The organism is Cohnella terricola, from assembly GCF_007786475.1.
Classification (GTDB): domain Bacteria; phylum Bacillota; class Bacilli; order Paenibacillales; family Paenibacillaceae; genus Cohnella; species Cohnella terricola.
The window spans coordinates 259,482-280,962 of the sequence record NZ_VNJJ01000006.1 but is presented as its reverse complement, the minus strand read 5'-3'; the positions used below and the strand labels follow the sequence as shown (position 1 = coordinate 280,962).

General features: G+C 47.1%; 18 protein-coding genes, 1 tRNA gene and 1 pseudogene. 9 read left to right on the top strand and 11 right to left on the bottom strand.

The window, feature by feature from the left end; translation table 11 throughout:
- The first annotated feature begins 126 nt into the window (after positions 1–126).
- A complete protein-coding gene (locus FPZ45_RS13250; protein WP_144702318.1) occupies positions 127–711 on the top strand; it encodes a TetR/AcrR family transcriptional regulator in 585 nt (194 codons plus the stop codon).
- Positions 712–872: 161 nt separating this feature from the next.
- Here FPZ45_RS13250 and FPZ45_RS13245 read toward each other — a convergent pair whose 3' ends face one another.
- Positions 873–1,511, bottom strand: coding sequence for a nitroreductase family protein (locus tag FPZ45_RS13245; protein WP_144702315.1), 639 nt, complete (start codon positions 1,509–1,511; stop codon positions 873–875).
- Between the two features lie 119 nt (positions 1,512–1,630).
- Between FPZ45_RS13245 and FPZ45_RS13240 the strand changes: the two genes are divergently transcribed.
- Positions 1,631–1,990 carry a MerR family transcriptional regulator gene (locus FPZ45_RS13240; RefSeq protein WP_144702312.1) on the top strand — a complete coding sequence of 120 codons (360 nt, stop codon included), beginning with the start codon at positions 1,631–1,633 and terminating at the stop codon, positions 1,988–1,990.
- Between the two features lie 48 nt (positions 1,991–2,038).
- Here FPZ45_RS13240 and FPZ45_RS13235 read toward each other — a convergent pair whose 3' ends face one another.
- The 6 genes and pseudogenes from FPZ45_RS13235 to FPZ45_RS13190 all read right to left on the bottom strand — a co-directional run bounded on the left by FPZ45_RS13235 (position 2,039) and on the right by FPZ45_RS13190 (position 10,607).
- Positions 2,039–2,680: a DUF1266 domain-containing protein gene (locus FPZ45_RS13235; protein WP_144702309.1), complete on the bottom strand. Its 642-nt coding sequence runs from the start codon at positions 2,678–2,680 to the stop codon at positions 2,039–2,041.
- 22 nt (positions 2,681–2,702) lie between these two features.
- A complete protein-coding gene (locus tag FPZ45_RS13230; RefSeq protein WP_186438379.1) occupies positions 2,703–4,646 on the bottom strand; it encodes a J domain-containing protein in 1,944 nt (647 codons plus the stop codon).
- Between the two features lie 34 nt (positions 4,647–4,680).
- Positions 4,681–4,836, bottom strand: a pseudogene (locus tag FPZ45_RS13220) (Hsp70 family protein); the annotation flags it as partial.
- A 161-nt stretch (positions 4,837–4,997) separates the two neighbouring features.
- A complete protein-coding gene (locus tag FPZ45_RS13200; protein WP_186438378.1) occupies positions 4,998–9,305 on the bottom strand; it encodes an S-layer homology domain-containing protein in 4,308 nt (1,435 codons plus the stop codon).
- A gap of 219 nt (positions 9,306–9,524) precedes the next feature.
- Positions 9,525–9,959, bottom strand: a complete 435-nt coding sequence (locus FPZ45_RS13195) for a hypothetical protein (protein WP_144702303.1) — start codon at positions 9,957–9,959, stop codon at positions 9,525–9,527.
- Between the two features lie 138 nt (positions 9,960–10,097).
- On the bottom strand, positions 10,098–10,607 hold the full coding sequence (locus FPZ45_RS13190; RefSeq protein ID WP_144702300.1) for a dihydrofolate reductase family protein: 510 nt from the start codon (positions 10,605–10,607) through the stop codon (positions 10,098–10,100).
- Between the two features lie 131 nt (positions 10,608–10,738).
- On the opposite strand from FPZ45_RS13190, the gene FPZ45_RS13185 reads away from it, so the two are divergent.
- The 3 genes from FPZ45_RS13185 to FPZ45_RS13175 all read left to right on the top strand — a co-directional run bounded on the left by FPZ45_RS13185 (position 10,739) and on the right by FPZ45_RS13175 (position 12,318).
- A complete protein-coding gene (locus FPZ45_RS13185; RefSeq protein ID WP_144702297.1) occupies positions 10,739–11,104 on the top strand; it encodes a winged helix-turn-helix transcriptional regulator in 366 nt (121 codons plus the stop codon).
- Between the two features lie 170 nt (positions 11,105–11,274).
- Positions 11,275–11,820, top strand: a complete 546-nt coding sequence (locus FPZ45_RS13180) for a dihydrofolate reductase family protein (protein WP_144702295.1) — start codon at positions 11,275–11,277, stop codon at positions 11,818–11,820.
- 141 nt (positions 11,821–11,961) lie between these two features.
- Positions 11,962–12,318, top strand: coding sequence for a nucleotide excision repair endonuclease (locus FPZ45_RS13175; protein WP_144702663.1), 357 nt, complete (start codon positions 11,962–11,964; stop codon positions 12,316–12,318).
- A 120-nt stretch (positions 12,319–12,438) separates the two neighbouring features.
- Here the strand turns inward: FPZ45_RS13175 and FPZ45_RS13170 are convergent.
- The 3 genes from FPZ45_RS13170 to FPZ45_RS13160 all read right to left on the bottom strand — a co-directional run bounded on the left by FPZ45_RS13170 (position 12,439) and on the right by FPZ45_RS13160 (position 15,452).
- A tRNA-Met gene (locus FPZ45_RS13170) sits at positions 12,439–12,515 on the bottom strand.
- A 140-nt stretch (positions 12,516–12,655) separates the two neighbouring features.
- Positions 12,656–14,395, bottom strand: coding sequence for a fibronectin type III domain-containing protein (locus FPZ45_RS13165; protein ID WP_144702292.1), 1,740 nt, complete (start codon positions 14,393–14,395; stop codon positions 12,656–12,658).
- A gap of 322 nt (positions 14,396–14,717) precedes the next feature.
- Positions 14,718–15,452, bottom strand: a complete 735-nt coding sequence (locus FPZ45_RS13160) for a DUF1266 domain-containing protein (protein ID WP_246120447.1) — start codon at positions 15,450–15,452, stop codon at positions 14,718–14,720.
- A 268-nt stretch (positions 15,453–15,720) separates the two neighbouring features.
- Between FPZ45_RS13160 and FPZ45_RS13155 the strand changes: the two genes are divergently transcribed.
- Together FPZ45_RS13155 and FPZ45_RS13150 are read left to right on the top strand one after the other, a co-directional pair.
- The gene (locus FPZ45_RS13155; protein ID WP_144702286.1) at positions 15,721–17,022 is read left to right on the top strand and encodes a BaiN/RdsA family NAD(P)/FAD-dependent oxidoreductase; all 1,302 of its coding nucleotides are present in this window, start codon (positions 15,721–15,723) and stop codon (positions 17,020–17,022) included.
- Positions 16,988–18,364, top strand: coding sequence for a BaiN/RdsA family NAD(P)/FAD-dependent oxidoreductase (locus FPZ45_RS13150; protein WP_246120438.1), 1,377 nt, complete (start codon positions 16,988–16,990; stop codon positions 18,362–18,364). The genes FPZ45_RS13155 and FPZ45_RS13150 overlap by 35 nt, the downstream gene beginning before the upstream one ends.
- Before the next feature lie 123 nt (positions 18,365–18,487).
- On the opposite strand, the gene FPZ45_RS13145 is transcribed toward FPZ45_RS13150, so the two are convergent.
- Positions 18,488–19,252 carry an SDR family oxidoreductase gene (locus FPZ45_RS13145; protein ID WP_144702279.1) on the bottom strand — a complete coding sequence of 255 codons (765 nt, stop codon included), beginning with the start codon at positions 19,250–19,252 and terminating at the stop codon, positions 18,488–18,490.
- A gap of 285 nt (positions 19,253–19,537) precedes the next feature.
- On the opposite strand from FPZ45_RS13145, the gene FPZ45_RS13140 reads away from it, so the two are divergent.
- Both FPZ45_RS13140 and FPZ45_RS13135 read left to right on the top strand, forming a co-directional pair.
- Entirely contained in the window at positions 19,538–20,842 is a 1,305-nt protein-coding gene (locus FPZ45_RS13140; RefSeq protein WP_144702276.1) for a DUF5050 domain-containing protein, read from the top strand.
- A 171-nt stretch (positions 20,843–21,013) separates the two neighbouring features.
- A complete protein-coding gene (locus FPZ45_RS13135; RefSeq protein WP_144702273.1) occupies positions 21,014–21,361 on the top strand; it encodes a DUF4260 domain-containing protein in 348 nt (115 codons plus the stop codon).
- Positions 21,362–21,481: the final 120 nt, after the last annotated feature.

Below are 21,481 nucleotides of genomic sequence, written 5' to 3'. Positions count from 1 at the left end.
GGCTGTACGGCTAGCCAATTTAATCAAGCCCTACTACCCGGGGCTCCTTGAGTGGTTTGACAAAGGATTACAAGCAGATCACAATAAATTGGATGCTATGTAATGCGAATGGAGAACTAGTCGATTATGAGAAGAAACAAAGCTGCGACTGCGGAAACGATCCGTAAGCTGATCGATGTCGCCAGAATACATTTTACCGATTACGGTTATGCTGATACGGCATTGGAATCGATCGTTCATGAGGCGAATCTGACGCGGGGAGCGGTCTATCATCATTTTCGCAGCAAGAAGGAATTGTTTAGAATTGTACTTGAAGATGTCCAGCGGGAGGTTGCCGAAAGGGTGGAGCAGGAGGCATCGGCAAGTGAAGATCTATGGCAGCAGCTCTACCTGGGTTGCCGCGCATTCATTATGGCTGCTGTCGAAGAGCGAAATAGACGTATCATGCTGATCGACGGCCCTGCGATTCTTGGCTGGGAAGTATGGAGAGAGATGGATAAGAACCATTCCATGCGTTTATTAAGGGAGCAGCTTGGAACCATGCAGGACCATGGATACTTTCGGATGGTTCCCCTTGATGCAATGACCCATTTTGTTTCGGGCGGTTTGAATGAGACGGCGCTCTGGCTTGCCAACGAGTCTCTGCAGCCTAATGTTCTGGACGAGACGATGAAGGTACTTGCAGTATTCTTGGAAGGATTAAAACAATGACGATTCACTTACCTGAAGCGATGTTTTTATACAGCGTGGATTTTTCGTCGATAAAATGAAAGAAACAGCGGCAGTCATGGACGAGGAGATAAAGTCCGAAGCTGTCGCTGTTTGTATTGGACGAACTATCGCTTCCCGTCGGCGCAATGTTTAATCAGAAGTTACCTCCAAAATGTAATCTTGTCAGAACTTAATCGAACTGACTCATGCCCTTCTTCTTTGGCTTTTCCTATTGAAATAATCATTACTGGAGCATAGCGTTCTTCATCTAAATCAAATGCTTTAGCTACTTGGTCAACTTCAAAGCCTGCCATTGGATTCGTATCATACCCATGTGCACGAGCTACTAACATTAACTGCATTGCAAAGAGGCTGCTATCGATTTTTGCAACTTCAATTTTGAGTTCTTTCGGTAGAGTCGGATACATCGATAGAATTGTTCCGAGTTGACGATCTCGTACTTCAGCTGGCATTTTTCCTTCTTCCACGGCTGTATTGTAAATTTCTTCAGCATATAAATAGCTTTCGGTATCACCAAAAATTAATAACATGGCCGATGAAGTATCGTTTTGTACTGTATTGAACCGCACAAGAGGCCTTAGTTTTTCTTTTCCTTCTGGAGTGTCGACCACGACTACGCGCCACGGCTGCATATTGGCGGAGGACGGAGCCAAGCTGGCTTCCGAAATCATTTCGTTTAACTCTTCTTTCGATATTTTAAAGTTCTCGTCATAATGACGAACGGAACGTCTTCCCTTGACTATACTGGCGAAATCGTTATTTTGAATATGGTTAAACATAGAAGCTCTCCTTTTGATAACATTGAATTTTTGGACATTGTGTATGTCGTCTGTTATCATATTCGCATTATGAACTATAAACCTAGGTTTATAGCAAATGAATAAGAAGAGGTCCTATTATGAAAATAAAAGATGTTTCAAAATTAACGGGGCTGCCCATATCAACACTGAGATTCTATGAACGTAAAAACCTAATTCCAGACACATTTGTGAAAAGGGATGTAAATAATTATCGTATTTATTCTGAAGAAGTTGTTGAATTTCTAAATGATGTGAAGGCACTTTTATCCGTAGACTTTTCTATAGAGGAGCTAAGCTTGCTAGTCAATCAAGAACTTAATTTAACATACGACGTAAAGAAAAAAATTGTTGAACAAAAAATTAGAGAAATTGAAGATATCCAGCAGCGATTGAGAAAATCGAAAAAATTCTTGCATGCGATCTTAGAAGGAAAAGCGAATTTTCAAACACAGTGTTAAGGATGATTAAAGTGCTGTCGCCCGAAACATATCGCAGTGGACGGCTGCTTATAATTCAACCTGGCGAAGCAGGCTATGCTCGGACGCTAGCAGCTTCGCCAGTACGGCCTTATTAATGCCAACGTAATCGACGTTTGCCTTCGTCGCGAACTGGCTGCCAATGCTAAGACTGATGAGATAATCTCGCCAGTTCGAGAAGAGCTCTCTGGTTAATTGCACGATTCGCTCGATGAACGACCAGTGTTCAGCTTCTTCTATAGTAAACACCTGTTTACCCCCGCAGCAGCAAAACATCGCCGTGGAGCAGTCAAAGGCCGCAATGCCTGCAGGTGAAACGCGCCACATATAATCCCGGACGATAGACATTTGACGCCGACGCTCAGGGGACGTCTCGGATTCTATAATGGTCGCGTGCGATGCTTCAGGAATCGCGACAAGCAACATACGAAGCTGCTCGAACTGCTCCCGGAAACCATGTGTGATTAGCCATTCTAATTGCTGTCGGAGGCTATTTGCGTCGCTAATGTTGAATGCCCCGAGATGTTGTTTCACATGCCCGTTGCTCCAGCTTCCCGGATTCTGCGCGTAGAAATCGCCCAGATGATTACTACTGCTAATAATATTCGACGATAAGATCGCATTCTTGTACAACTCTAGCGCATCTCTGCCCAGCTTGCCGGTCTCATTCATCGATTCATCCTCCTCCCGTTGATCAGATATATTTTATGTAGTTTACGATTTTTAGATAGAGCCTGTACAATCTGAGATAACCTAGCACCAAGATCAGCGTGTACAGAAAGCTTATAAAAGGTACGTGTTTGGGATCCGATCTCGTTTGCTGATGTTTCCAGTCCAAGTAACGATCGGGATACGATGCGCTGCTCTTGAGACTCACATTGCTGGCCGAGACCTTCTTCAATTCAGACGGTACCTCTGAATGGATGTAGCCATCCACTTCAGCTGTGTGATTATTGTACATTTCCAATGCTTTCTCATAACTCGTCACGATGTAGATGACCTGCTCGCCTAATAAGCCTACGCAGACGTAGCCGGTGTTCGAGTCGACTATCCCTCGCTTCTCCGCCTCGGCGGTCGCTAGATAGAAGACGGTTTTACTGTTTTTATCATAGTATTGTTCGAATCCTGTAAAATAAGCCTTTGTTACTTGCAGCCTAACTTTCTGTACCCCCGGAGGCAGCGTCTCCAGCTTATCCGGCGAGGCGACGATGACTTTCGAGACGGATGCAGCGTCTGCTATATAGGCAAAAGGACCGCTTACGCCGGCCTCTTTCATGAAGGAATGGTATACCCAAAAATGCATGAAAATAATAAAGGCGATATTCAGCCACCTTCGAGATATTAGCATTCGAACGCCTTGGTTGAGTCTGGTACGAAACGGCTGTCGGCCGAGTTCTTGATTCAGGCGCTGCAGGTACGCTTTTTTTCCTGGCATGCGCTTGTTCTTGATGGACTCGCGAAGCTTCCCGTTGAGCTCGGTCAAGGATAGGAAGGCGTCGGCATCGTTCTCATTCATTGACAGGATGCTCCTGAACATCTCCTCTGCCTGCTCGTATTGACCCATCTGTGAGTAGCAATGCCCTGCGTAGGATAGCGCTTCGATACGAGTCGGTTCCTGTCCAAGTACGTAGGTCAGATCCTTCAGCGCTTCCTCATGCTTACCAAGACGGAACGCGACACGTGCGCGCTGGAGATAGCCCTCCAATTGCTCCGGAGCCAGCTCGACCAGCCGATTGCACCACTGCATCGCATCGTTCAATCGGTTTCTTTTCCAAGCATACTCGATGCAAAGACGAATCAAGTCCGGATCACCGTCATACAGCTTCAAGGCGTTGCCCAGCGCAATAAAAGCTTCATGCCATTCTTGACTGTACAAGGCTCGCCATGCCATATCGCGATGACGAAGATATGTGTCATAATTCATCGATGCTTGCAGAAGCGCCGAATAGCCCATATAAGCAGCGGCATTCAACGAATCAAAGGCGAAGGCATAGACTTGAGGGTACTGGTTCTGCAGCTCCTGGGGCTGGCTTTCTGTCCACTGGAACATCATCTCGATGAGCAACTTCCAGATTGGTTTGGGCAAGTAACAATGCGTATTCAAATATTCAAGAAGCCTCCCGGAAACGGCATACCGCTGCTTCATGTCCCAAATAACATCTTCTTGTAGCAGCTTCTCCCAGTTCCGGATATCGATCCGCGCTGTGTAGTCGTTATAGATTGCTTCAACCTGCAACATGAACGCATGTACATCATCCTTAGGCGGGTCTCCGTAGGAATGTAGGTCCTGTTCCAGATACCATTTCGGCCTCCGCCTGTGATCGATGTACTCGAACTCAGCTTCTTCCTCTTCTTCGTCATCTAATACTTCCACGTTGTCCGCGTCGTCCTCTTCTTCGTCATCCACTACTTCCTCGTTGTCTGTGTCGTCATCCTCTACTTCTTCGTCATCTTCGATCTCATATTCTTTGGGCCGCTGCTTCGCCCATTTCACCGCAGCATCGTATGCTTCCCTCACTCGCTGATAGCCTTCCGGATCGTCCTCAGGATGGTGCAGCTTCAACTGAGCCGCGTAGGCTTTGCGAATTACAGAGAGATCCGAAGTGGGCGCTATCTTCAGTACGTTCCATGGGTGCATAAGAAGTCCTCCTGCCATTCGAGCTGCTCTAACTCGCAATTTGTCCAACCAGGATGTCTCCATTATCGTTAACGCTCACAATTGATGGCGTCAGACGCTCTCCTAGTACATTAAGTATAATTTCAGGTCCTTGCTCCGACCAGAAGGCAACCAAGCTGTTCGTCGTTCCTAAATCAATTCCAACTTGCATTCGATTTCATAACCTCATTTCTGTCAAAATCCGAGCTTATATGCATTTATCGGTGGTACTAGAGATTTTGTTTAACATGAAATCGGCATTTCTCTACACAAAGGGAAAGCCCCTTCCGCCATGTTGTCTGCGGAAGGGGCTACGCCCTGTCTAAGAGAAAGTTATTTCAGCAAGCCCGAAATCACTTTCGCACTTTCTGCTCGAGTCGCCATACCTTGCGGCACAAATTGATTATGCCCTCGACCACTGATCAAACCAAGCTGTTGGCCTTTCCCTACAGCATCCTGAGCCCAACGATTAATTTTCGCATGGTCCCCAAAGGAATTCTGACCTGCTTCAGAGATTTTCTTGCCTGTCTGCCACTCGTAAGCCCGAACGATCATGACCGCCATTTCTTCTCGCGTAATTTTCTCTGAAGGTGCGAACAGATCGTCACCACGTCCCGTCACAATACCTACTTCGCTTAAGGCAGTAACGGCATCCGCATACCATTGCGAAGATTTGATGTCCTTGAATTTGGATTCGCCTTGAGCGCTCAAAACTAGTGCTCTTGCGATCATGGCTGCGAACTCCGATCTCGTAACAAGGCCATCGGGAACGAATGTCGTGTCGGTAACCCCATTGATAATGTGCTTAGCCGCCATTTTGTGAATGATCCCGTTTGCCCAATGAGTCGGGCTAACGTCAGTGAAATTTTTCTTGTATTCCAATACGGCATATGAGCTGAAGTGCTGTATAGCAGCCGTCATAACCCCGTTGACAAGTGTACCGCCTACGTACTGGATCGTTCCATCCAGTGCGATATAATATACGCCGAGCAAATCGGGATTCACATTCGGGTCAACTTGGATTGTTAATGTTAATGGTTCCTTAAACGTTGTGACCGGAATGCTTCTGTTATCCTTCGTTATGACTGACAAGCTGAATTCATATACATCACTTCCGATGGTCAAAAAGACCGAACCGTTGCGACCAGATTGTCGGATCAGATTTTCAATGTCTGCTCGTGATACCTTCTTCGCAGTGAAGCGAATTTTTGCGCCATCCAACTGTTCGCTTGGGACTAATGCTTTCATGCTCTCCAAGTTTGATTTATTGAATGTTATGGACATTTTCTGATGGGCGAATGTTAACGACTTGTCCCCGATAAGATCTGCCGTCGTAATCGGCAACAATACGGAATACATGGAGTCCGGGATCTGAATCGTTACGGTTTTTTCTGTCGATTTCGCCAAATCCGCAGCACTTACAATAAGCTCTGTTGGCGCTGCAGGCGAAGTTGGACCTGAAGGACCTGAAGGACCCGAAGGACCCGAAGGACCGGAAGGATCTACAGGATCTACAGGAACCGTAGGACCTCTATAAATCGTAAAAATTAAATCCCGCATACCGTTGTTTTCCGCGCTCCAAGTCATACCGCCGTCGGTCGATACTGCCGCGAAACCGTCGGCATATGAATTATTGTCGGAGTAGGCAACCCCGTACTTGTTGTTGGTAGAGTTGTTGTCGATCGTATTTGGCGATCGGAGAACGATACCGTATTTCTTCGTCGTATCGAGGCCTGTTAGCCGCGGATAGATGGAATACGGAGTTGGATCGCCTGGAATGTTATTGGAAGCTAACGATGCCTTAAACAGCTTTTTCGATGGTTGGTTATTCGCATCGAGTTCTACGATATCGATATAGTAATTATCCTCCGGAACGTCATTAACGTAGTTCTCATAGAGGTAAACATCAATCTTAGGCAGGCTAGTGGAAGTAATCGAAAATGTTTGCATCCGCTGCATGCCCGCACTAATATCTGATTGCTTCATATACGGTGCTGAGCTATTATCCTGATCGATGATGTACCCGGTATTGCCAGGTATGTTATAGATTTCAAGCTCTTTAATAGAAGGAAGGAACCGGTTTTTACCCATGTACAACCGGATCTTCGAGGTCGAGATAGTCGGAAAATCAATAACGCGCTTATCTCCTAACGTGTAGCCTTTCGTTATATTTACATAATCCGTGCCGTCCCAGTATTGCAGCGACCAAGTCACATTAGGGAAATATTGACCGCCGCCGCCATCTTCCTTAATGATGACGCGGTTGACATCCGTCTCGTTCTGAAGGTCGATTTCGAGCCATTGATTGTCAACCTGTGACGCGCTCCAACGCGTTCCTTCGTCGCCATCTCTCGCATTCCATGCGGCATACCAATAATTATCATATTCGGAGGATGCGGCAGCCGGCATACCAATAGCGAGGTTCACCGGCGGCGGTGTCGGCGGCAACGAGGAGCTTGTCGTCGAAATCCGGAGAATGACAGATTCGCCACTCAGTTGATTCCGGGTGTAGCTACCCGTAAACGCACCTAGATTCGTGCCGCTGTAAAGCTCCGTAATCGTATACTGCTCCGTCGGGCTTAGACCGAGATCGGAGAACGTAACCGTATTCGTTGTCGATCCGTTCAGGTTCCAGTTGGACATGCCGACGAGCTTATCGCCGTTACGATCTGTCGAATAGACCAGAGACGGAGAATGCTCAAGCTTGTTGGTAATATTCGTCATGGAGACCGGTCTGGCCGCCATGCCTTGCTTGGCGATATCGATTAACGCAGGGTTAAGGTAAGCGCTATACCTATCTTCGGAGACAAAAGGCATATTGTCACCTAGAATGAGATGCCCGCCTCCCAAAAAGTCGATGGTCGATTTCAGGCGGCTTTCGTTCAGTGGATATTTATTAAATCCGTTCGCGATGTTTTCCGGGATGGCCATATCAGGATCGTTGTATTCGTACAAAGTTCCGTTCGTCCACCAAGAGGCCGCCGCGTTCAGCGCCTGGCGCTCGATTCCCGAATAAAGTTTATTATTCGTGTCCCAATCCCACAGTTCAATCGTCGTATCGACGCCCGATCTTCTCCCATGGGCATAACCGGACGGAAGAAGCGGAGCGATGGATTCGTTGATAAAAATATCGCGATCTCCCGCAGATAGCAGCGCGTCGCGGGCAATCTGCATGCCAAGGCGATAAGCTTGGATGCCGTTCATGGTTGGATCGTAGTGTTTTCCCTCGAACATACCAAAGTCGAGAAAATCCAGCTTGACATAGTCAATGCCCGTGTTGACGAAATATTCTTCCATCTGGTGTCTGATAAAGGCTTGACCGCCCGGATGGGTGGCGTCGACGATATATGTGCTTAAATAAGTCTTAATCGGATCGCCGTTATCGTCCCTCAGCGCAATATCGCCATAGGTATAATTCGGAGCTTCTGGAACGATTTCATCCAGACCCGACCATATGGCGAACGGAACAGCATATCCGCCGGCTTTCATGCCTTTGCTATGCACATAGTTGGCATAGTCTCTTACGTCGTCGCTCGTGCCATTACCTGACGGACCTCTGAAGCAGCAGTCCAAATTCATATACGTATAGCCGAGCGACTTCAGATTGTCGTAAAAATAATCGACCATCGCATGCATGGACTCGTTTGTCACCAAGCCGTAGTAGGTGTAGTAAGTGTTGTAGCCCATTGGGACGCCATGGTCCCACTTGAGCCTTGGATCCCCGATCGCATACGTACTGCCGTATTGCTCTAAGCCATCGCGATAATCATCGTAGTAGCCTAGGAAAAACAGGTCGGAATCTACGGAGGTTCCGCTTTGCGTGCCGCCAGCGTTGTAGAGAGAGAAGCCCGTCAATGGACCGTTAGCGGACGTAGCTGGGCTAAGGAATTCCATGCTCTTCCACTTAAACGTCGTGGCGGCTCCACCGATAAAGCCGTGCTTGTTCGTATTGTCGAACATGGCGGCAACCCAATAACTCGTCCCGTTGAATGGAGCCCATTTCACATCTAATCCTTCTGGACGATCGTAGCCGTTCTCGCTGTGGCCAAAGTCATTGACTGGAGCAACTCCGAAATCAGTATTGTTGTTATAGGGCGCGGTATAAATACGTTTATCCGTACCGTAGCCAATGTCCAGGTTATCCGCTGCGATCGGCTCCATGACGCTGATGGTTTGCGAGGTGCCACTGTTCACTGTCATACTTACGAGCGCGAACGGTTTACCTTCGTACAAGGATAGATTGAGCACCATACTCGAGCCCGAAGCAAAATCGTTCGTGATAGTTAGCATCTGACCTGTCCCGTATTTATCGGTTCCATTGGTGCCGACATTGGACCAAGTCGCCGTGCTTGCATCAGCGTCGTAAGAGTTGATGCGCGTCGTACTGCCGTCGACTTCGTAATTCGAATAGAAGTCACTCATGATGCGAGTCGTGCCGGCGTTGAAGTTACCTTTGCCAGTCGACAAATCGTAAGTGATTGTAAGCATTCCATTCGTTGCCGTAACGACGTCGCCGGATTGTTCGATCGATACCGCCGAACTCGATGCTGCTGCCGCGGACGTCATTGGCGCGCCGAACGGTATCAATCCAACAATTAATACTGTGGCTAGAGCGACTGATTTGAGCCAACTGAGTGTCAACTAAATCCCCCCGATTCCAAAATGATAGCGCATACAAACGTGCTGCGAATTCATTATAGTTCCGGGTAAAAAGGCAAAACAATTTAATAATATGTGCATTAAATGTCCAACTTTTTGTAAAGAATGCAACTCCTCGAAAGGGGGCTTGGCGTAGGATCAAGAATAAAGGCGCTATCCACTGGATAGCGCCTAATAATAAGGACATCTTCAATATCCGCTTCATTTTGCGATAAACCGGAACGTTTTGACGACTTTTGGAACGTTGTCGTTCACCATACGCTTCATTAGCCTAATCTGTTTGCCGTATTTTCGATAATCAAAGTCGTTGCCGGATTTATTGAGAAACTCGCTAGGAAGCTCTTCCGGCGTCAAATAGGCAAAAATGTTGCCGTTGCGGCTGGCAAGCACCACGTAAGGAGAATCGTTGAAGCCTCTTTTGCGCCATTGTTGCAAGGTCATCCGAAAGACGTATATACCGAGAACCTCTTGATATACTTTCCCTTTGTACTTAAAGCGGAAAAATAGGGCATGTTGCGCATCTCCGGGATGATTTGTCCTTTTTACGACGATATAGGGTTTCCACCATCTCGGAAGTTTAAGCGAGAAACTGTATTTCGGGTCGGCGTACGCCCAGAAACGATCGATGATAACCATCTCCTCAAACATAATGAAGGCCGGACGATTATCATCAGGATATTCACTTTTCTTTGCGAGTGATTGTGCGTTTGTGGAGAGCTTCAACAGTCGATTGCTGGAACCCAGTTCAATAACCGCTAGGGGGCGACGAACCGTTTATCGGTCAATCGCATAACGCAGTTGAATAACGTCGCCGCCAAGGGGCTTGCAGCCTAGCAATTTTACATGCTTATACTGGTAGTTATCTTTGTTGATTAGAAGATTTAGCCCTTTACCTTCCAACACAGGCGCCACATTAAAAATTACTTCGTCTACAAGGTCTTGGCCTAGAAACGAATTATGGATATCGGCACCGCCACTAATGAGCGCGGTTTGATGGCCTTTTTGCTGCAAGTAGCTCAAGGCTTCCTGAGGCGACCGCACCACTGTTACTCCCGGAATTTCTGAGGCGTTCTTCGATACTACGACGATATCCACTTCGCCAAAGGGCCCTCCGCCGCCATTTCCGCGCATAGCCTCGAAAGTCCGCCGCCCGACAATAAAATTCCCTGCAGCTTGAGCGTGTGTTGCGAAGTCTGCTAATGCTTCTTTTTTCGGCGGATTTTCAGGACCGGATTGCGCATAATTGCCGTTAGCAGTTAAAGTTGCCCATAAAATTGTTTTCATTGTAATACTCCTCCTTGTATTCTGTTCATTATTATTCCCTGGTCCACATCTTATCGGATATATGGTACATTTGAAAAGTAGTTACATTTAAGTGCAATAGTTTCAAAAAATGAACTATGGAGGATTTACGAATGGAAATGGATCAATCTTGTCCTGGGACAGTCGAGCCGATTCTTGAAATACTGGATAGTAAGTGGATGATCCTTCTCTTGTACGAGTTGTTTAACGGTAACCGACGGTTCGGAGAATTGCGCCGTAGGTTGCATCCGATTAGCCCCAAAACATTGACAGACCGACTGCGCCTGCTTGAGGAGAAGAGACTCATCACGCGCACGTTGTACCCCGGTGTGCCGTTACATGTTGAATACGATTTAACGGTGGCCGGGCAGGGCCTTCAGCCGATTTTCGCTGCCATGTGGACGTGGACTCAGGAATATGGCGCATATCTACGGAAAGAGTCGGATAAGGCAGAGGAAGAAACAGGAACGGTGATGTGATTGTCATGAGCAAATAGAGGCTATCCTAACAAGGATGGCCTTATTTGCCGTTACAGACAGAATCGCGGACAGCATTGTTAAAAAGATATCCTCTCTTTTATTAAGATGACATAAGGTGACATATTTGAGGTCTAAAATGGGTGGTAGATTAATGAAAGGAGTAACAAATCATGAAACGTAGAATTATTTTAGATTTAGCGGTTACTTTAGATGGTTTTATTGAAGGGAAAAATGGTGAAGTTGATTGGTGCATTATGGACTCTGAGATGGGGTTTATTCATTTTTTAAATCAAATTGATACCATTTTATATGGGAGAAAAAGCTACGATTTATGGGGACAATTTACTCCGGAAAATGAACATATGGATTCTGAAAAAGAATTTTGGGAATTGGTTCATAGTAAAGAGAAATATGTGTTTTCCAGGACGCAAAAGGGGACTGATAATAAAGCAGTATTCATAAATGATAGTATTCTTGAAGAAGTAAATAAATTAAAGAATAAGCCTGGTAAAGACATCTGGCTATATGGTGGAGCAAGTCTGATTACAACTTTTATCAATTTAGGACTTGTTGATGAATTTAGATTATCTGTTCACCCTGTTGTTTTGGGAGAAGGGAAACCGCTGTTTGTGGATATAAAACAGAGGTTGAATTTAAAAATGGTTAATACAAGAACGTTCTCCTCGGGCGTTGTACAATTAATTTATCATTTTTAACGCCTCCTACGTGGATATTATCAATGGCAAAGTACCCCTCGTTCTTGATAAAATGAAGGATACGACGATCAAAGGCCAGCAGCTGAAGGTTTATGAGGCGAATAGGAAATAAAAAAGACGCAGAAGAGAGAGTGAATGTTCATGATTCAAATCACGATACCAACACCGGAAGTCACGATATACAAGCAGGAGGCTCCTGAATTAAGCCATATTTACGGGTTTACGGATTTTATTCTGATTCCTAGAGATAAAGCGGGGATCTTCATGTTCTACAATGATAAGGATGAGCTCCTATTCGTCGGCAAGGCGCGGAAGCTAAGACCACGAATCAAGAAGCATTTCGAGGATACGGTGTCGGTCATGAAGGAGCATCGGGAGGAAGTGACCAAGATAGAGGTTTGCTTGGTTGAGGACCCCGTCCACAGAGAAATTTACGAGACGTACATTATCAACGATTATAAAGCTAAGTACAATGTAGATAAGGTGTTATACAAATAATAGACAGATCTGTTATCGCTCGAGGGAACAGGGGATGTTATAAAATAAAAAAAATTCCTTTAATCCACGTTCAGTGGGTTGAAGGAATTTTGCTATATGTGCCGAGCTTGAATGATAAGTTGGTTGCGGGGGCAGGATTTGAACCTGCGGCCTTCGGGTTATGAGCCCGACGAGCTACCGGGCTGCTCCACCCCGCGATAGAATAACTAAGCATGATTCGATATTTAACGTTGGCCAGGAGTCTCATAATACAGCAGTTCGAGCCAATATGCAAGCTCTTAATACATAATTCAGAGATAAAGCCCAACCTATGAAGGATGGGCTTTATCTCTGGACTTTACGGCATATTGCTGAGGAATGGCTTCACCGTATTCGCGAAGTTGTAGCCGCTCGTGTTGTCCCAGTTGATCGACCAGGTCATGGCGCCGCGAATATCCGGGTATTTGGCCACGGGTTTATAGTTTCCGCAGCTAGCTCCTGTTGCCAGGCATTGCAAGGCGTTGTTGACAGTCGTTGGGGAAACGTAACCGCCTCCGGCAGCCGACGGCGTGGCCGGCAATCCGAGCCCGAGCTGGGAAGGAGCGACCCATTGCAGCGTAAGATCAGTCAGCGCGGTTAAGAAATCCACTGTTCCTTGGGAGTAGCATTTGCCGTCGCGCCCGAGCATGCATCCGGAGTTGTAGTATTGAACGTTGATGACAGTCGTGATGTCCTTCAGGTTCGTATACAGTTGCATATAGGATGAATTTTGGTATTGCATGTCAATCGTCTGCGGTGCCATCGTCAGAATAAAGCCGGCTCCGACCTTTTGTTGAAGCTGGCGTACGGCGTTCGATAAGTTCGTCACATTCATTCCGTTTTCCAAGTCGATATCGATGCCGTCGAATCCGAATTGGGTGATAAGGCCGTACATACTGTTGACGAAATTACTGACATTAGGTGATGCGCTGTTTAGATTGACGTTGCCTTTCTCCCCGCCGATCGACAGGATGACTTTTTTTCCGGCAGCTTGCTTTGCCTGAATATCACTGATGAGGTTGGCATTGGTGTAACCGCCAAGAGCTGATGATAGCCCTGGATCGACGCTGAACGTCACGCCGCCCGGATTGCTCATGTCCATATCCGCGAATGAGACCACGATGATATCGTACTGACTCGGAACGGCACTGAGCTTGATGTTCGAGGAGTTGTTCGTGAAGTTATGCCAGTATCCGGTCAGAACGTGCTTCGGAATGCTCCCCCCGCCGCTACTAGACTTGGTTGTTCCGCTCACGACCGAGCTGGCAGCCGAAAGATTGCCCGCTGCGTCTTTTGCTTTCACCGTAAAAGAATAAGTAGTGCTTGCTGCGAGACCTGTGACGGTTGCCGTCGTTCCTGTTACGGTCGTAGCGAGAGCCGAACCGTTGTAAACGTTATAACCGGTCACGCCTACATTGTCCGTTGATGCCGTCCAGGACAGGGAAACGCTGGAAGATGTCGTTCCCGTTACGATCAAATTCGTTGGCACGGTAGGCGGTTGCGTATCGCCGCCGCCCGAAGAATTCGTGGTCGCGCTGACGGAGTTGCTTGCGGCCGAAACGTTGCCGGCTGCGTCTTTTGCTCTGACGGTAAATGAATAGTTCGTGCCCGCGCTCAGCCCTGTGTTCGTAAACGTCAACGTGCTTCCGGAGACACTGCCGGCTATAGTCGAGCCCCGATAAACGTCATAGCCGGTCACGCCGACGTTATCCGTCGAGGCGTTCCAAGCAAGCGCTACGCTGGATGAGGTGGTTCCGGTAACCCGCAGGTTGGATGGAGCCGTGGGAGCTTGCGAATCGCCTCCTTGAACAAGGCCCCATAGAGCTGGAACGATAGGTGGTTCCCAGCCGGTTAGGGAAGTATGGGCTTGAATGCAGGAATACGTCTTCCCCCCGTAAGTAACCGTATCATTTACGGCATACGCCGTGTTAGGTGCCCACTCGCCACGGCTGGCAGCTGATGTCACGACTGGGATTAAAGTGATCAGTAGGGCGGCGATAACAAGCATAGACAGCACTCTCTTCGCGACGAACGATGAACCGATTCCCATTTTCTTCATTTAGATTCCTCCTAAGAAATGAAATAATGAAGCGGTTTCAACCGAGCAAGCTCACCTCCCTCAAAAAATAAGCATCCTTTCCGTGGGACGAAAAGGGTGCCATTGCCTATATTTAAGCACTAATAGGTTTGTAGGATAAGGGATAAAATTCCTCTTCAAGGGATAACTTTGGATTTTTTGGCGTTAAAAAAAAGCCGCCAAAGTTGCGGCGGCTAAACATTTATCCTTACATATGATTTTGAAGCTGCTATAAACTTTCTTCTTTTTGTAAAGAATCTAATAAGGCACAAGTTTATAGCAGGATACTTGGCCTCTCGGAACATTAAGCGGATCGCTTAATGCTAAATTCATTCCAGATCGAGTCCGCTTCACCCAGCAATTCTTTTCCATTCCAAATGATATCGTATATGTATCCCTCGTAAGCAAGTGCCCGGCCAAAAGCAAATGAAATAAAGTAGTCTTTCCAAGAATGGAAGATCCGGCTGGCATCATCAGCAGCTCTTTCTATATAGCCCCATGCCTGATCTTCGGTTATATAACCGAGTACGTGGCTCCATCGTGCAATATTGACAGCTCGGTCAAAATCCCAGGCAGCAATGGTATTCACCCGGTCAAAATCAGCTTTCTCAAAGGATAGCCTCTTCATTATCGCTTCTTGGGCTGATTCATAGCATTCCTGGGATTTCCCCACTTCGTCCTCTGTAAAAGTCTGGCCAGCTTGAAGCGCCGTGAGGAGTTGATCAAACTTTGCACGATGCCCTTCCGTAAGCAGCCATTCCAGGGTTTGTACAGCTTCCTCCGGATTACTGATGTCCCAGACTGAAGAAAGGCCTTCCTTTAAAGTTTCGTGATCCACCTTCACCGGCAGGATCCGTGGCGACTCAGAACGGTAAAGAGAGAGATTGGCACCGTAGGCAAGCAAATGCTGTTTCTCCTTCGGTAAAGGGTTAGCCATCTCCATTTCTTTTCGCAATTTTTTATTCTTTTTCTCAATTCGCTTGCTTGCTGTAACCAGACCAAAGATAAGCAAAATCACAATTATTACAATAATCCCCACGATCTTCAAATCATCACATTCCTCTCTAAGTTTGTATTTGGCGCAGGTTATACAACCCAACCTATTTTGTATCGGAAAACTATGGGATATTTGTTACATCAATGGAAAAGGTAAGCTTGCGATACAAAGAAATCTAGAAGAACGAGAGCTATTGGTTTTTAAAGATGTTATTGTTAACATGGATCTTGAGTCAGAAAGTAGCTCGACATCAAGCGATGGTCACGCGACGAATGACACATCGACTAATCATAAATGAGGATCAACTGCCATGCATCACAAATTGTTTATTATCGGCGCAGGCGCTGCAGGACTTATGGCCGCCGTTGTTGCGAAGGATCTAGGCATCGATACCGCGATTCTAGAGAGGAACGACCGAATTGGAAAAAAAGTATTAATGACAGGCGATGGTCGCTGTAATATAACAAATGAATCGACTGCGACGGGTATGGATGAAGGAGTCGCCTTATTGCGCAAGTATCACAGCACTCAAGCTGAATTTCCGCTAGGGGTACTGGAGCAATTCGGTATCCGTCAAACGATCGATTATTTCTTCATGCTCGGACTTCCGCTCACCAAATTGAAGGAAGGCATGATGTATCCGATGTCGCTGCAAGCTGCATCGGTACTGGATATTTTCCAGCTTGCGCTGGAGGATCGAGAAGTTCCAGTTTACTTCAATAACAAAGTGGTGGATGTGATCGTCTCAACGGATCATCCGCGTTTTACAATCGTATGCCAGACGGAGACAGAGGAGCGGGTGGTTTATACCAGTGAATACTTGTTTCTATGTGCCGGTGGCTCTGCTGCTCCGAACACGGGATCAGATGGTTCTGGGTATACGCTTGCCCAACGTTTGGGACATTCCTTGATCGAGCCTGTACCGGCCATTGTACAACTGAGGCTGCAATATCCTCATATGAAGGCGCTGTCCGGTATCAAATTGCAGGGCAAGGCCCATATCGCCGTCAATGGGGAAGTCGTTCGCAGCGAATCTGGCGAAATTCATTTCGCGGAATACGGCTTATCCGGTCCGACCATTCTCCAGCTTGGCCGGGAGGCTGCGTATCATCTTGCGGAAGGTGATTCCGTGACCGTAACGGTTGATCTGATGCCGGGCCGCTCGGACGAACAATTAGTTGACTTTCTGGAGATGCACTGGGGGATCTTCGGACACCGGACGGTTGTGGAATCCTTTATCGGTATCTTACACAAGAAACTGGTTCCTGTACTGCTGAAGGAAGCAGGGATCGACCAGCAGCCGCATATGCTTTGTCAGGATCTGTCGTGGAAGACGAAGAAAAAATTTTATCGATTACTGAAGCATTGGGAATTTAAGGTGATCGATACGAATGGCTTCGCAAATGCGCAAACGACAGCCGGCGGCATTGATACAACGGAGTTAGTAGAAGGAACGCTGGAATCTAAGCTAGTGCCTGGGCTTTATTTGGCTGGCGAGGTGATGGACGTTGACGGGGATTTTGGCGGCTATAACCTGCAGTGGGCCTGGAGCTCCGGTTATGTCGCGGCTAAGTCGCTTGCTCAACAAGTTGCAGAAGGGAAAAACCAGTGATTCTTGGACAAAAGGGTGCATCGACGAAATGAATAAAAACCAAACTTCTAAGCATCACCAGCTGATCATTATCGGCGCAGGCGGTTCCGGCCTAATGGCTGCGGTTACGGCACGGGACATGGGTATTGATGCTGCTATCATTGAAAGAAACGATCGGGTTGGAAAAAAGGTATTAACGACAGGTAATGGGCGCTGCAACATTACGAACGAATCGACGGCAACAGGTACAGATGAAGCGGTCGCTCTATCACGTAAATATCATAGTAACCAAGCTGGATTTCCACTGCCTGTGCTGCAACAATTCGGCGTCCGTAAAACCATCGATCATTTCTTAACGCTCGGGCTCCCACTGATCAGTTTGGAGGATGGACGGATGTATCCGATGTCGCTGCAGGCTGCATCGGTGTTGGATATTTTTCAGCTTGCGTTAGATGATCGGAATGTTCCGGTTTACTTCAAAAACATAGTGCTGGATGTTATCTATTCGCCGAACCATCCGCGTTTTACGATTATATGCCAGACAGAGACAGAGGAGCAGGCGGTTTATACGAGTGAATACCTGTTTTTATGTACGGGTGGCCTAACCGCTCCGAAAACAGGAACGGACGGTTCTGGTTATGAGCTTGCCCAACGTCTTGGACACACCTTGGTCCACCCTGTGCCGGGGATTGTGCAATTGAAGCTAGATTATCCGCATTTGAAGGAACTGTCCGGCATCAAATTCGAGGGATGGGGCCATATCATCGTCAGAGATGATGTCATTCGAAGCGAGTATGGTGAAATTCTTTTTACGGACTATGGCATCTCCGGCCCACCGATTCTCCAGCTAAGTCGAAAGGCGGCATTTCAGCTTGCAAAAGAAGAATCTGTGATCTTATCGGTCGATTTGATGCCGGGCCGCACAGAGGAAGAGGTCGTTGATTTTCTGGAGACGCGCTGGGGGGTGTTCGGACACCGGACCGTTGCGGACTCCTTTATCGGTATCATAAACAGGAAGCTAATTCCTATCCTCCTGAAGGAGGCAGGGATCGATCAAGAACCCCATCTGCTTTGCCAAGATCTATCGTGGAAGACGAAGAAAAAATTCTATCGATTATTGAAGCAGTGGGAATTTAAAGTGACGGATACCAACAGCTTCACGAATGCGCAAACGACGGCTGGCGGCATCGATACGACGGAGCTAAAAGAAGGAACACTTGAATCCAAGCTAGTACCGGGGCTCTATTTGGCTGGCGAAGTGATGGACGTGGATGGGGATTGCGGCGGCTATAATCTGCAGTGGGCCTGGAGCTCCGGCTATGTCGCGGCCAAGTCGCTTGCTAATCATCTTTCCGGAGTATGAGATTGAGTCTAATGCAAACGAAGAAAACAACACATAGCGTGGGATGCACATGTGTTGTTTTCCATGTTCTAATATCCGTAATTTTTAAATCATATGTTGTTGCTAGATAGGCTTGCCCGGCTTTTAAAGATGTGAACCACCGCTTGCGTCGATCAACTGACCGGTTACCCAGCGGCTATCCGGAGAAGCGAGGAAGGCGGCGATTTCCGCAACGTCTCCGGGTTCTCCCCAGCGGCTGAAAACAGACAGGCCTGCCGCATATTTTTGTCCGTCCGGATCGCTCAAAGTTCCTTCATTCATCTCGGTGTTGATGATGCCGGGTTGGATGGAGTTGACCGTAATATTTCGGCTCCCCAACTGCTTGGCCAGCAGCAGCGTAAATGTATTGATCGCTCCTTTTGTCATGCTGTAGGTGAAGACGCCCGGGGAAGCTACCCGTGTCACGAAGGAAGAAATGTTAATGATGCGCCCGCCGTCATTCAAACGCGGCAAAGCTTGCTGCGTGACAAAAAACGGCGCTTTGACGTTAATCGTCATCACTTCGTTATAAGTAGCTTCCGTCGCTTCTTCGAAAGTAAGAATTTGCCCGATTCCCGCGTTGTTAACCAAAATATCGAATCCGTCGCCGTCCCCGTGGTCTCGAATTGCTTCGTCCAGCCCCGCGATCAACTCGCGAATGCCATCAGGCGCACTCAAATTGGCGCCAATCGCACAGGCTTTTCCTCCGTTTTGGGCAATTTGTTGCACGACAGCTTCCGCTTCTTGGCGGCGTTGACCGTAATGTACGGCGACAAAGGCGCCCTCCTGCGCCAGACGCAACGCGACGCTGCGCCCGATCCCCCGGCTGGCCCCCGTTACTAACGCTATTTTTCCTGTCAATTTGCTCATCAGTACTCAGCTCCTTATTCTCTGTTCCTCTATAGTTGTAACATAGGAGCCTTTTTGAAATGTTGCTCTCCTATTGCTTCGGGTGGCCGCACTGCCGTTCGCGTTCGCGTCGCTCATACCAATCAAAATAAGGTATAAAGTAGTGGGTATAAATAATCATTGAAAACTGCGAAAAATTTGTCGATAAATAACTGTCTCTTCTATTTATGAACCAAGAGAGGCGCGTTTCACCAATAGATCCAGTAAAAACCATTCTACTGGAAATCAACTAGAAGGAGATTTGAAATGAATCGTATGTATTTATCGCTCAAAAAAACGACGTTTATGCTGCTCGTATTTACCCTTATTCTATCCGCGATCGGAGCAGCAGGGGTACAAGCAGAGGAATCGGCAAGTACGGACGATGCCATCGTCTATTATGTTTCGAATGGGAACTTATACCGTGTCAAGACCGATGGCAGCCCCTCACAAATGATACGTAAAAATTTCGAAGGTGTTGAGCTTAAACCTGCCGGGGATTATTTATATTATTTTTACGATAATAAATCAACGACCCTCCTGCGGTTATCTTTGAATGAATCTGATTCGAAAGCACAAATCTCAAATTTTGGCGGAGACAAAAGAATATTGCATTACGTAACGGACGGCGACATGATCTATTTCATGGACGACAAGGGTGGAATTTACCGTGCTTCAGCCAACGAGAAGGCTATCGATGGCGTGCTTGTAACGGACATGGCGGACATCAATAATCCCCGTTTTATCGTAGAGAGCGGACGAATATATTACAATGCGCTCAAGAGCGGACGCACGACTTGGGTAGCTTCGAAAGCTGCCAATGGAAGCGGACAAGTACAGTGGATCGCTTCGGGCGCTTTCCAGGACCCCTACTATGCACGTACCGATAGCACGACCCTTTATCTCATGATAAACACAAAGCCGTCAGAGACTAACTATTCTATCGATTGCATGGTGCTTTATACGCTTCCTAAAAAAGGCGGCGCTGCTAAAGCGGTGAATCCGAAGGCCCCGCTCGATACAAACGCTGTATATTCGGGCTCATGGGCTAATGAATATTATTTGTATAACAACGGTATTCGCCTTGGATCAGACCAAGATTACGACTACACCAAAGGCCAGGGTTATGTCCTTCATAAGAATGGGACTAAGATTCAATTAAGCAAGACGGGCATCTATGAAATCGCCAATGTAGGTACGAATAAGCTCGCCTACGTGGACGCGTATGGCAAGGCTTACGTCAGTACGATACAAAATAATAAAGTGACAGCAACCAAAACCCTCGCCATCAAAAACGCAGGTTACGTGCGTAATCTGATGACCGACGGTAAAGTACGGACTACGATGTTGTTTGGGGAGAGCGGAGCATACATCCTGAACGCCGACTTATCCCTCAAAAAAATGATCGGCGTAGAATGGGATTTATGCCAATACCAAGACGATATAACGGGTGTATTCTATATCAATGCGGGGGACAATGGTCGATTGTACCGCATGTACGAAGATGGTAAAACAACCGTTAAACTGAGTGATGAGAAAGTATCCAGGATTGTATTAATTTCGAAGCCATAATCCGTATGATAAAGCTCGGCCACAGGATTGATTCCTGTTCGCCGAGCTTTGCTGTCTTCTTCAAGGAAGCACCCGGCTGTTCGCCGTACAATGGATTGGTTTGCTTGGAATGGGCCATCCTTTGTAGGGTGGCTCTTAAATTTGGTGCACCTGAAAAAGGAGAATAAAACCATGAATAAGAAATTGATTAGAATCGAAGGACTAGCCGTTCTGGTCTTAGGCACTTATTTGTACTTTTCGAACGGGTACAATTGGGCCGTCTTCCTGCTGCTGCTAATGCTGCCCGACTTGTCCATGATCGGATATGCGTTCAGCAAAAAGACAGGAGCGCATACGTATAATTTTGCCCATACGTTCGTCACGCCTTTGTTGTTGTTACTGGCGGGACTGATTTTCTCGGTCGACTTCCTCATGATGATCGGCTTCATCTGGATGGTTCATATCGGTATGGATCGAATGATGGGTTATGGATTGAAATACGAAACGGATTTTAAAGACACGCATATTCAAAGATTATAATATTCGCATCGAGGCGCAGCGGTATGCCCGGGCGGACAATCCATGCTAAGAAGAGCGATTGACTTACATGGCTTCCCGTGCTATCATACTCCTCAATTCCTACTAAACATATATAAATAA